This window comes from Saccharothrix sp. CCNWYY140 (assembly GCF_037401995.1).
Classification (GTDB): domain Bacteria; phylum Actinomycetota; class Actinomycetes; order Mycobacteriales; family Pseudonocardiaceae; genus Actinosynnema.
On the sequence record NZ_JBBEGC010000073.1, the window covers coordinates 1 to 11,670 of the forward strand.

Annotated in this window: 11 protein-coding genes and 1 pseudogene; 5 read left to right on the forward strand and 7 right to left on the reverse strand. The window is 72.3% G+C overall.

The window, feature by feature from the left end; genetic code table 11:
- Positions 1–139: 139 nt before the first annotated feature.
- Both WBN91_RS26520 and WBN91_RS26525 read right to left on the reverse strand, forming a co-directional pair.
- Complete coding sequence (locus tag WBN91_RS26520) at positions 140–805, reverse strand: response regulator transcription factor (RefSeq protein ID WP_337729123.1); 666 nt, start codon at positions 803–805, stop codon at positions 140–142.
- A complete protein-coding gene (locus WBN91_RS26525) occupies positions 802–1,860 on the reverse strand; it encodes a sensor histidine kinase (RefSeq protein WP_337729410.1) in 1,059 nt (352 codons plus the stop codon). Before WBN91_RS26525 ends, WBN91_RS26520 begins: the two co-directional genes overlap by 4 nt.
- 88 nt (positions 1,861–1,948) lie before the next feature.
- On the opposite strand from WBN91_RS26525, the gene WBN91_RS26530 reads away from it, so the two are divergent.
- Both WBN91_RS26530 and WBN91_RS26535 read left to right on the forward strand, forming a co-directional pair.
- Complete coding sequence (locus tag WBN91_RS26530) at positions 1,949–3,229, forward strand: hypothetical protein (RefSeq protein ID WP_337729125.1); 1,281 nt, start codon at positions 1,949–1,951, stop codon at positions 3,227–3,229.
- Positions 3,226–3,609, forward strand: coding sequence for a hypothetical protein (locus WBN91_RS26535; RefSeq protein ID WP_337729126.1), 384 nt, complete (start codon positions 3,226–3,228; stop codon positions 3,607–3,609). The genes WBN91_RS26530 and WBN91_RS26535 overlap by 4 nt, the downstream gene beginning before the upstream one ends.
- A gap of 339 nt (positions 3,610–3,948) precedes the next feature.
- Here WBN91_RS26535 and WBN91_RS26540 read toward each other — a convergent pair.
- Positions 3,949–5,940, reverse strand: a pseudogene (locus WBN91_RS26540) (erythromycin esterase family protein).
- Between the two features lie 109 nt (positions 5,941–6,049).
- On the opposite strand from WBN91_RS26540, the gene WBN91_RS26545 reads away from it, so the two are divergent.
- Genes WBN91_RS26545 through WBN91_RS26555 form a run of 3 tightly spaced genes read left to right on the forward strand, consistent with a single transcriptional unit; the run spans position 6,050 to position 7,681 of the window.
- The gene (locus tag WBN91_RS26545; protein WP_337729131.1) at positions 6,050–6,712 is read left to right on the forward strand and encodes a dienelactone hydrolase family protein; all 663 of its coding nucleotides are present in this window, start codon (positions 6,050–6,052) and stop codon (positions 6,710–6,712) included.
- 43 nt (positions 6,713–6,755) lie between these two features.
- Positions 6,756–7,136: a VOC family protein gene (locus tag WBN91_RS26550; protein ID WP_337729127.1), complete on the forward strand. Its 381-nt coding sequence runs from the start codon at positions 6,756–6,758 to the stop codon at positions 7,134–7,136.
- A gap of 14 nt (positions 7,137–7,150) precedes the next feature.
- On the forward strand, positions 7,151–7,681 hold the full coding sequence (locus WBN91_RS26555; RefSeq protein WP_337729128.1) for a GNAT family N-acetyltransferase: 531 nt from the start codon (positions 7,151–7,153) through the stop codon (positions 7,679–7,681).
- Between the two features lie 16 nt (positions 7,682–7,697).
- On the opposite strand, the gene WBN91_RS26560 is transcribed toward WBN91_RS26555, so the two are convergent.
- From WBN91_RS26560 to WBN91_RS26575, 4 genes are all read right to left on the reverse strand, one after another.
- Positions 7,698–8,312 (reverse strand): DJ-1/PfpI family protein, encoded by a 615-nt coding sequence (locus WBN91_RS26560; RefSeq protein WP_337729129.1) that lies wholly within the window; start codon positions 8,310–8,312, stop codon positions 7,698–7,700.
- A gap of 58 nt (positions 8,313–8,370) precedes the next feature.
- Entirely contained in the window at positions 8,371–8,802 is a 432-nt protein-coding gene (locus tag WBN91_RS26565) for a MarR family winged helix-turn-helix transcriptional regulator (protein WP_337729130.1), read from the reverse strand.
- A gap of 65 nt (positions 8,803–8,867) precedes the next feature.
- Complete coding sequence (locus WBN91_RS26570; RefSeq protein WP_337722107.1) at positions 8,868–9,323, reverse strand: (2Fe-2S)-binding protein; 456 nt, start codon at positions 9,321–9,323, stop codon at positions 8,868–8,870.
- A gap of 9 nt (positions 9,324–9,332) precedes the next feature.
- Positions 9,333–11,549 carry a molybdopterin cofactor-binding domain-containing protein gene (locus tag WBN91_RS26575; RefSeq protein ID WP_337722106.1) on the reverse strand — a complete coding sequence of 739 codons (2,217 nt, stop codon included), beginning with the start codon at positions 11,547–11,549 and terminating at the stop codon, positions 9,333–9,335.
- Between the last annotated feature and the right edge of the window lie 121 nt (positions 11,550–11,670).

The following is an 11,670-nucleotide window of genomic DNA, read 5'->3' on the forward strand; positions in this document are numbered from 1 at the left end:
GGCTTCGCCCAGGCCGGACGGGGAAAGAAACCGAGGCCCTTCCCGTGGTCGCTGCCGCTTGGCGGAACGCAAGAGCTTTCCGCCCTTCGGGCGTGCCGCCTTTGGCGGGAAAGCGCGCGGCGGTCGAGTGGTGGGTCTTCTAGGGCTGGTCGGTGAGTCGGTAGCCCACGCCCGGAGTTGTGGTGATGACCGGGGGTGAGCCGAGTTTGCGGCGTAGGCGGCCGATGGTGACGGTCACCGTGTTGGTGAATGGGTCGGCGTGTTCGTCCCACACCCGCTCCAGCAGGCCTTCCGCGCTCAGGAAACCCGGCCATGCCCGCAGCAGCGCCTCCAGGACCGCGAACTCCTTCACCGACAACGCCAGCGGCACGCCGTCGCGGGTCGCCGTCCGTCGCACCGGGTCCAGTTCGACGCCGCCCACGCGCAGCGTCCTGGCTCGGGCGGACGGGCGGCGGCGGGACAGGGCTTGCACGCGCAGCACCAGTTCGGGGAAGTGGAACGGCTTGGACAGGTAGTCGTCCGCGCCCAGGGTCAGGCCGCGTACGCGTTCCTCCGGTGTGCCCGACGCGGTCAGCATGAGGACCATCGGCCGGTCGTCTGCCGCGGTGATCACCTGGCACAGGTCGTCGCCGTGCAGGCCGGGCAGGTCGCGGTCCAGGATGACCACCTCGTAGTCGGTCACGTCCAGCTTGGCGGCGGCGGTGAGGCCGTCGTGTGCCAGGTCCACCGCCATGCCTTGGTCCCGCAGGCCTTCGGCGACTACCTCCGCGAGCGCTCGCGCGTCTTCGACCACCAAGATCCTCATGCGGTTGGTCCAAAGTGGACGGTGACCCGGAGGCCGCCTTCCGGGCGGGCGGTGATCGAGAGGGAGCCGTGGTGGGCGGTGGCGATGGCGGCGACGATCGAGAGGCCCAGGCCCGAGCCGGTGTCCGAGCCGGTCCGGTTCGCCAGGCGTTGGAAGGGGCGGCCCAGGCGGGTGACGTCGGCCGGGGCCAGGACCGGGCCGCCGGTCTCCACGATCAGGGACGCGCCGGCGGTGATCTTGATCCAGCCGTCGTCGACGTTGTGGCGCACGGCGTTGTCCACGACGTTGTCGACCAGGCGGGCCAGCAGGGTCGGGTTGCCGTGGGTTGGGCTTGGGTGGAGATCTTTGTGCACTGACAGGCGTTTCGCGGTGATGTCGGTCGCGCGGGCGTCCAAGGCGTCGGTGGCGAGGGCGGCCAGGGACACGGGAGCGGTGTCGGTCGGGACGCCGGCTCGGGCCAGGGTGAGCAGGCCGTCCAGGAGGTGGTCGACTCGGTCCAACTCGGTGCGGACGCGGTCGGCTAGGGCGACGGTGTGGGGGTGTGCCTCGGGTTTGGCCGCCGCCACGTCCAGGGACGCCCGCATCGTCGCGAGCGGGGTGCGGAGTTCGTGCGAGGCGTTGGCGACGAAACCGCGCTGGGCGGCGAAGGAGGTCTCCAGGCGTTCCAGCAGGTCGTCCACGGTGTCCGCGAGCTGCTTGACCTCGTCCGCCGGACCGGTGACCGCGAGGCGCTCGTGCAGGTTCTCGGCGGTGATCCGTCGGGTCGCCGCGGTGATGGTCCGCAACGGCCGCAGCACCCGACCCGCGACCACCTTGCCCACCAGCACCGACACCGCCGCCATCACGGCCAGCGCGACCAGCGTGCCGACCAGCAGCTGCCGGGACCGGGCCTGCTCCCAACCCGGGTCCGGCGGCGGCCCGCCCGCCGGGCCCACGCTGGTCATGTCCCCGCCGAACAGGTTGATCAGCACCGCCAGCGCCGCCCCGGACACCAGGAACACCACTGTGTAGAGCACGGTGAACCGCAGTCCCACCGTCGTCCGGCCGCGCAACATGCCCGTCAGCATGCCCCGACCGACCTAACAACGGTGTGACAGCGGCGGTTCGGCCCGTGTCACCGCGCGGCCCGTAGAACCGGACCTCGTGCGAACCCCAGTCGTCGCGGCCGTCGCCGCGCTCTTGCTCATCGCCCTGCCCGGACTCCTCCTCCCGCTGCTGGACCGCTCGTCGTGCAGTGAGGGGAACGTCGAGGTCGCCTGCCCAACCGATCCCGTCGGACCGGACGGGACACCGGTGAGCGACCGGTTCTCCTTCATGCACCGGCCGTTGGGCGTCCACGGCTCCATCACCGCGCGCGTCGCCTCGATGGAAGGCATCATCACCTACCCGCCACCCGGTCACGACCAGATCGTGCCCGGCCTGGTGCCGTGGGCCAAAGCGGGTGTGATCCTCAAGGACGGGGTCACGCAGGGTTCCACCTACGCGGCGCTGATGCTGACCGGCGCGCACGGCGTGCGGATGCAGCACGACTACGTCCACGACACCGCCGGTTCGGCGACGGCCCGGTGGCTGCGGCTGAGCCGGGACGGTGACGTGGTCACGGGGGAGGACTCCGTCGACGGCGTGTCGTGGACGCGGGTCGGATCGGTGCGGCTGGCGTTGCCGGACACCGTCCTCGTCGGCCTGTTCGTCACGTCGCCGTGGGACCTGACCGTGCGGGACGGCGGGTCCCAGATGCGGTTCACACAGGCGACCGGGGTGTTCGACCACGTGGTGGTGGACGGACCGGCGGCGTCGTGGACGAGTGCGACGGTGGGGGAGACGGGGACCACCGACTGGGAGAAGTTCCACCGGGCCGCCGGCGGGGTCGAGGCCGACGGGACGTTCACCGTCACTGGAACGGGTGATATCGGGCCGCTGCCGGGGCCTTCGTTGGCGGGCGTGTTGGTCGGGTTGGTGTTGGCGGTGGTCGTGCTGGTGGTGTGGTCGGTGCGGTGGCCGTTCGTGGTGGGGGTGGTGGGAGCAGGTGCGGCGGTGGTGTTCGTCGAGGGGGTGCATTGGCTGACCGTTGCGCGGGTGGTGCTCGGGGTCGGGGTGTTCATGGCGTTGGTTGCGGCGTACTCGTGGGCGTTGCGGGGGTTGGTGCGGCGGTGGGTCGCGGTTGCGGTCGCGTTGGGGACCGTCGTGGTTCCGTATGTGGTGGCGTTGGTGGTGCCGGGGTTGGAGTGGTTGTTGCGGGTGACGCCGGCGGCCGGGTTCTCCGTGGTGGGGACGCGGGTCGCGTACCCGCAGGTGGTCGAGTACTACGCGCCGGCCGGTGGGTACTTCCCGCTGCCGTGGTGGGCGGGGTTGGCGGTGCTGGGCGGGTACGCGGCGGTCTTGATCGGGTTGAGGCGCGTGCGGACGGGTACACGCACAGCATGAGCACTGGCGACGACAGGACCGACGACCTGGCGTCCTACGCGGCGCCTCAGGACACCGGTGCGCCGGACTCGGTCGAGACCGACCCGGCGGCACTGAACAGCGCCGAGGACCTGGACGAGGACCGCTTGCACGTAGACCCGCTGGAGGCCGGCATGGACCCGCCGGAGCGGTGGTCGGGCGCGGACAAGTACGGGACGACACCCTACGAACAGGCCCACCCGCGACCCTTGGACGACCGGCTGGCGGAGGAGGAGCCGGACACGGCTCGGGATCCGGTGGCGGCGGAGGACGCGGCCGAGGCGGTGGGGCGTGGGCAGTCGGCTGACGAGGCCGGCGGGTCGGCGGGTAGTGCGGCCCGGGATCCGGGTCCGGCGGTCTGAGGGAGCGCGTGCGCGGCCGGTCGCCTGAGCGCGGCCGGCCGCGGTGGCCTGGGTGCTGGCTGGGCCGGGGTGGTCTGGGTGCTGGGCAGGCCCGGCTGCGGTGGCCTGGTGCGGCTGACCGTGGTGGCGTGGGTGCCGGCCTCGCCGTGGTGGCTTGAGTGCGGCTGGCCCGGCTGCGGTGGCCTGTGTGTCGGCTGGGCACGGTCACACTTAGCTGGGCGTGGTTGCGCTTGGCTGGGCGCGGCCTCCGGCCCCCGCTTCCATTGTCCCACGCGGCACCGACAGTCTTGGGCGTGTGCCGAGGCGAGGATCTTGGCGGGGGTGGTGGTGGGCGTGGCCTCAGACTGCGTGTGGGTAGGTTTCGGGGAGGTCGGCGCGGTTCCACTGGGGGGTGCGTTCCAGGGGTTCCAGGGCCGTGGTGCGGTCTATGTGGATCAGGGCGTCGAACTGGTCTGCTGGGCGGGCGCGGAAGTAGTGGCTGTGGCGTTCTGTGTGGGGGCGGTAGATGACGCCGATGGCTCGTTCCAAGCGGGAGGTCCTGAGCACTCGTGCGCTGCGCGGGGCGGTCGGGAAGATCAGGGCGAAGTCGGTGCCAACCTCGTGGAGTTGCTCCTCGACGCTCCCGGGTAGGGCGGGGCGGACGCGTTTGCGGTCTGCCGGGTCGCCCCAGTTGTCGGCGGCGGTGACGGTGCCGGTGTGGGTGGTGAAGCCGATCAAGCGGCAGTTGTCGGGGTGTCGTTCGCGGACCAGTTGGCCGACGTTCAGTTCGCCGCGGGACGCGAACTCGGTCGCCCGTGCGTCACCTAGGTGCGAGTTGTGCGCCCACACCACGATCTTTCCGTCCACGTGGTCGCGCAGCGCCTCCAGAGTCTCCGCCATGTGCCGGTCGCGCAGGTTCCACGACGACACCCGGCCGCCCAGCATGGTCCGGTAGTACTCCTCTGCCGACCGCACTAGCTGCGCGTTGCGCTCGGCGTGGAAACGTTCGTCGGAGGAACGATCGTCGTACAAACGATCGTTGGGGGAGTGATCGTTGTTGGGAGCGCCTGTTGAGCACAGCTCGACTAGTTGCTCCACGACCTGGCGCTCGCAGTCCTCGCCGGCGCCAAAAGCCGCTGCCCTGGCGTAGGCACGGCCGTCCTCGCCGTGCTCCAGGCACGAGTACCGCTCCCGCGCCCGTGCGGCGGCCTGCGGGTCGACGCCCTCCAGGTACGCCACGACCTGCGCCGCCGACCGGTGCAGGCTGTACAGGTCCAGCCCGTAGAACCCGACCGGCTCCTCCGCCCGCTCGTTGTGCGCACGCAGCCACTCCACGAACCCCAGCACGTCGGTGTTGCGCCACATCCACGCCGGGAACCGCTAGAACCCGCGCAACGCCTGCTCGGCGTCGCCGTCCTCCCCGTCCCCCCGCACGTACCGGTTGACGCGGTAGGCGTCCGGCCAGTCCGCCTCCACGGCCACCGCCCGGAACCCCTTCTCCTCCACCAGCCGCCGGGTCATCGTGGCCCGAGCGGCGTAGAACTCGTGCGTCCCGTGCGACGCCTCCCCGAACAGCACCAGCCCGGCGTCCCCGACCAGGTCGAACAGCACGTCGTCGGGCAGCACCCCGCCGGGCGCCGGCACCGCGTCCGCCCGCAGCACCGCGACGGTGGTGTCCGCGACGGGCGTCCCCTCGGCGCCGCGCAGCAGCGACCGGACCTCGTCGTCCGTGGTCTGCCCGAAGGTCATATATGACCCGCCCACGGCGATGAAGTCGGGCGGGGTGGTCGCGCACACCATCTCGTCGACCTCGCGCGCCAGCTCCCGGCACGTGGACTCCGGCGCGGTCGGCACGGCCACGACCAGCCGGGCGGGTCGCAGCCGGCGCAACGCCCGAACCGCGGCACGCGTGCTGGCACCGGTGGCGAGGCCGTCGTCCACGAGCACCACGGTCTTGTCGGCCACGTCGATCATGTCCGCGGCACCCCGGTAAGCCCGTTCACGCCGCAGCAGTTCCTTCAGCTCGTGTTCGGTGACGCGGCGCAAAGTGCCCTCGTCCACGCGGGCCTGGCGGACGATGTCGTCGTTGAGCACGACCACACCCCCGGACGCCAGCGCACCCATCGCCAGTTCGGGCTGGCGTGGCAACCCGAGCTTGCGCACGACGAACACGTCCAGCGGCGCGCTCAACGCCCGCGCCACCTCGTAGGCGACCGGCACGCCGCCGCGCGGCAACGCCAGCACGACCACGTCGTCCCGGTCGCGGTAGTGGGACAGCAGTCCGGCCAGCACCCGTCCCGCGTCGCGGCGGTCCCGGAAGAGCCGGTCGTGTCGGTTCCGCACGGTCCTCACTCCCCGGCATCGGCGGAAAACTCCCCGGCATCGGCGGAAGTTCCCGGGTTACCCGCTGTCCGGGGCCGCTACACGTTTGGCGCACGGGCGACCCGTGAACTCCACCCTCATGGAGAACCCGGTCGCGGTGCGGGTCGACGGCGGCCTGGCGGGTGACCTCGGGGTGCCGCCGCGCCCGCTGGGCGTGGTGGTGTTCGCGCACGGCTCGGGCAGTTCCCGGCACAGCGGGCGCAACCGGGCGGTGGCGGCGTACCTGCGCGGCCAGGGCCTGGCCACCCTGCTGATGGACCTGCTCACCCCGGACGAGGAGCGCGTCGACGTGCGCACCGGGCGGCTGCGGTTCGACATCGGGCTGCTCGCCGGGCGGGTGGTCGACGCGGTGCGCTGGTGCGGGGACAACGACGAGACCGCCGGTCTGCCGGTCGGGCTGTTCGGCGCGAGCACCGGGGCCGCCGCCGCGCTGGTGGCCGCCGCGGACGTGCCGGTCGGGGCGGTGGTGTCCCGGGGCGGCCGGCCGGACCTGGCGCACGCCGCGCTGAGCCGGGTGCAGGTGCCCACGCTGCTCATCGTGGGCAGCGCCGACCACCAGGTGCTCGACCTCAACCGCGCGGCGGCGGCGCGGCTCGGGGGCCGCTGGGCGATCGAGGTCGTCCAGGGCGCGACCCACCTGTTCGAGGAGCCCGGCGCGCTCGACCAGGTGGCCCGGCTCGCCGCCGGGTGGTTCCGCACGCACCTCGGTTCTTACGGAACGCGAACACGCGTTGCCGAGTAGCCCGTTCGGGCGGACGATTGCTCCGTCTGGAGGAGGTACTCGAATGCTCACCGATACGAGAACCACGACCGTCCTGCCCGTCTCCGATGTGGACCGGGCCACCCGCTTCTACACCGACCGGCTCGGCCTCAGGGAGACCGGGAGCCTGCCCGACGGCAGCCGCACGTTCGACCTCGGCCACGGCAACGCGCTGAGCCTGTTGCCCGCCGAAGAGGGGTCGCAGACCAAGCACACCGTGCTCAGCTTCGAGGTCGACGACATCTCCGGGGAGATCCGGGACCTGGAGGGGCGCGGCGTGCGGTTCGAGGACTACGACACGCCCGACATCAAGACCGTGGACCACATCGCGGACATGAACGGCGAGAAGGCCGCCTGGTTCTGCGACTCCGAGGGAAATTACCTGTGCCTGCACCAGGGCACGTGACATGATCCCCCGCCGTGGGACTGCGTGAGGCGACGAGAGCGGACGTGCCGGCGATCGGCGAGCTGATGCGGCACTCGGTCCTCGACGTCTTCCCGCACTTCCACGACGAACGTGCCACGGCCTCCGCCGCGCGCCACCTGACCGTGCCGGACACGGCGCTGATCGACGACGGCACCTACTACGTCCACGAGGTGGACGGCGAGGTGGTGGCGTGCGGCGGCTGGAGCAAGCGCGACAAGCTCTACACCGGGTCGGGGCCGGGCGCGTCCGACGACCGCCTGCTCGACCCGGCCACCGAGCCCGCCCGGGTCCGCGCGATGTTCGTGCGCGGCGACTGGACCCGGCGCGGGCTGGGCCGGGCGATCCTGGACCGGTGCGCCGAGGCCGCGCGGGCGGAGGGCTTCACGTCGCTGGTGCTGATGGCGACCCTGCCCGGCGAACCCCTGTACCGGTCGTTCGGCTTCCGCGAGGTGCGCCGGACCCGGGTGCCGCTACCCGACGGCGTGGTGCTGGACGGCGTGGAGATGGACTACCCGCTGACCTGAGCGGGCGGCCGTGCGCCTACCCGCTGACCCGAGCGGGCAGCGGTTCGTCGGCGGTGTAGGGCGGGGACGGGTCGTACTGGATCGTGCGGCGGACCTCGCGCGCGTGGTCGCGGCCGTGCAGGTGCCCGACCAGCCACAGGGCGCTGTCGATGCCCGCGGACACGCCCTGGCTGGTCAGCAGGGTGCCGTCGACCACGTACCGGGCGTCCCGCACGACTGTGACGCCCCCGAGGTCTTCCAGCTCCCGCTCGTGCTCCCAGTGCGTCGCGACCCGCCGCCCACGCGTCACGCCCGCCGCGTGCAGCAGGAACGCGCCCGTGCACACGCCGACCACCCACCGCGCTCCCGTGCCGGCGATCCAGTCGGTCACCACCGGGTTGCGCGTCTGCACCAGCCGGGCGCCGCGACCACCCGGGACGACCAGGACGTCCAGCGGCGGGTGGTCGGCCAGCGTCCGGTCCGGCAGCACGCGCAGCCCCTTGGCGCACCGCACGGGGTCGAGGCTCTCCGCGACCAGCACCGCGCTGTCCCCGGCGGCGCGGACCAGCGCCGAGGCCGTGAACACCTCCCAGGGACCCACGAAGTCCAGTTCCTCGACGTCGTCGAAGACGAGCAGTCCGTACGTGGTCATCAAGCCTCCAACCTTCAACCTGGCTGAAGCCTAGCGCAGGCTTCAGCCAGGTTGAAGGTCAGGCCGGGAACGTCGCTTGCACCGCCCGGCCGGCCTCCCGGTGCGCGGGGTCGGCGTCCGGGCCGAAGAGTCGTTCGTCCACTTCGGACACCTTCTCCCGCGCGGTGCGCAGCAGGCGCGTGCCCTCGGGGGTCAGCTCGATCGTGGAAGCGGACCCGGCGCGTGCCGTGCGGTCCTGCACGAGGCCCGCCGCCACCAGCGCTTTCACCCCGCCGTGCACGGACTGGACGGAGATGCCCGACATGCGGGCCAGGTCGCTGAAGGACGCGCCCGGGACGCCGGAGATGTGGCCCAGGAGCCCGAGCTTGCTGATCGTCAGCTCCAGCGGCGCGAGCGCGGCGGTCAGCTCGGCCTCGACCCGGCGCGCGAGGGTCAGGACGGCGATCGAAGGGCTCGGCGCGGACGGCTGCGGGTCGGTCGGGGCGGTCACGTCGGTATTTTCCCGCATCCGGTGGTGGCGCGGGCGGCCACGGCGACCGCCCGCGCCACCACCGGTCACATGGCCGCGGCGGCCCGCTTGATGGCGTCGCGGATGCGGCAGTACGTGCCGCAGCGGCAGACGTTCTCGATCGCGTCGATCTCCGCGTCCGTCGGCGACTTGGTCTTCTTCAGCAACGCGGCGGCGGCCATGATCTGACCCGGCTGGCAGAAGCCGCACTGGGCGACGTCCTCGGTCAGCCACGCCTCCTGCACCGGGTGCAGGTCGTCGCCGTCGGCCAGGCCCTCGATGGTGGTGACCTTGCGGCCCTGGCAGTCCGACACGGGCACGGTGCACGGCGTCACCGCGGACCCGTCCATGTGGCTGGTGCACGCCTTGCACACGCCGACACCGCAGCCGTACTTCGGGCCGGTGATGCCGAGGTGGTCGCGCAGCACCCACAGCAGCGGGGTGTCGGCGGGCACGTCGACCGCGACCTGCTCGCCGTTGACGGAGAACCGGTAGGTGGGCACGGGAACTCCTCAGAAGTTGATCGGGAAGCTGCGGGGACGGGTGCGGGTCGCGCGGGCGTAGGCGTTGGCCACGGCCGCCGCCGCCGCGGGCACGCCCAGCTCACCCGCGCCGCCGGGCCGGCCGCTGGGTGGCATGACGAACACGTCGAGCTTGATCGGCGCTTGCTTCTGGCGGGCGTAGCGGAAGTCGGCGTAGCTGCCCTCCCGCACGCGGCCGTCGTCGATGTGCACCCCGGCCTGCAACACCGTCGAGATGGCGTCCATCAAGCCGCCCATCATCTGCGCCTTGAGCCCGGTCGGGTTGACCGGCAGGCCGACGTCCACGGCGATGGTCGCCCGGGTCACGCGCGGCGCCTTCGGGTCGCGCGCGTCGATCTCCACCAGGCACGCCGTGGCCGACCGGTACTCCTCGTGCACGCCGACGCCCTGCGCCCAGCCCGCCGGCATCGCCTTGCCCCACTGGCCTTCCGCCGCGACCTTGGCCAGCACCGCCTTGACCCGCGCGGACTTCAGCATCTGGGTGCGGAACTTCACCGGGTCCCGGCCGAGCTTGGCGGCCAGTTCGTCCACCACGATCTCTTCGGCAGTCCGCAGGTTCGCCGAGTACACCGACCGCCAACTGCCCGTGGGCACCGGCATCGGCACCTCGCTGAGCACCTGCGTGACGACGCCGAAGTTGTACGGGCAGGTCGCCGACAGGCCGAAGAACAGCAACCCGTCCGCCGGACCGGACACCGCCGCGCCGCTCGCGCTGACGATCTCGCCGAACCCGTGCTTGAGGTCGGTCTCCACGGCGGCCATGCGGTGTTCGAAGGCCTGCACGTCCCCGAGCAGGTGGGTGGCGCGGATCTTGTGGTGCGACGCGGGCCGCATCCGGCCGTGCTTGGTGTCGTCCTGCCGGGTCCACATGAGACGGACCGGCTTGCCGATCTTCTTGGACACCGCCGCCGCCTCCAGCGCCGGGTCCCAGAACAGCCTGCGCCCGAACGACCCGCCGGCCCGCGTCACGTGCACGGTCACCTTGTCCACCGGCAGCCCGACGACCCGCGCGATCTCGTTCTGCGCCACGATCGGCGACTGGCACGGGAACCACACCTCGGCCCGGTCCGCGCGCACGTCCGCCACCGCGTTGAGCACCTCCATCGGCGCGTGCGGCACGAACGCGAAGTCGAACTCGGCGTCCAGGTGGCTCGACAGCAGGCCCGGCACCACCAGCGGCGCGACCGCCGAACGGAGCTTGGACCGGACGTTCGTGTCGGACAGCCCGACCGCCGGCCCGTCCTTCCAGGTGACCTTCAACGCGTCCCGCGCCTTGAGGGCGACGTCGAACGACGTGGCGCTCACCGCGACACCGCTGTCGATCCGGGTCACCGCGACCACGCCGCGGATCGCCCGCGCGGCGGTGTCGTCCACCGACACCACGGCGCCGCGGATCGTGGGCGGCCGGGCGACGACCGTGGCCAGCGCGCCCTCCACCTCGATGTCCATCGTGTACTTGGCCTTGCCGGTGACGATGTCGCGCGCGTCCACCCGGCCGGTCGGCGTGCCGATCAGCTTGTAGTTCTTGGCGTCCTTGGGCAGCCCGGTCACCGGGGCGGCCGTGGTGGCGGCGGCCTCGACGGCCAGCGCGCCGAAGCCCAGCGTCCGGCCGTCGGCGGCGACCACCGCCGAGTCGCGGGTGGTCAGCGCGGAGGCCTCGACGCCCCACCGCTTGGCGGCGGCGGTGACCAGGCGGCCCCGCGTGGCGGCGGCGATCTGGCGGACCGGCTCCCACAGCGTGCGCATGCCGGTCGAGCCGCCGGTGAACTGGTTCCACAGCAGGCCCGGCGTGGCGTCGGCCAGCTCCACCCGCACGTCGGACAGCTTCGCGTCCAGCTCCTCGGCCACCAGCATGGCCACGGCGGTGGTGATGCCCTGCCCGGACTCGGCGCGCGGCAGCTCGAACACGACCGTGCCGTCGGTCTCCACGCGCAGCGCCATCGTCCACGCGGTGGGCCGGCTGGCCAGCGTGATCACGTCGCCGAGGTCGAGCAGGTCGGCCGGCTGGGGCAGGCTGGGCAGCGCCTCGGCGTCGGTGGCGTCGTAGCCGACGTAACCGCCCACGGCCAGCGTCGGCGCGGCGATGGCGAAGGTCAGGAATCTGCGCCGACCGATCCCGCGCTTGGGCTCCTCCGACCGTTCGTCCGACTTGTCCGCTGGGTCGATCCGCCCGCCGGCGCTCGCCATCCGAACTCCTCACCAGACCTATTGCAGGGTGTTTGCAGGGGTTACCACCGCGAAAACCGTCGACAATCGCACGCGCACGCTGCGGATTTTGTGCGGATCCACACGAACAGGTGCGGCCGAC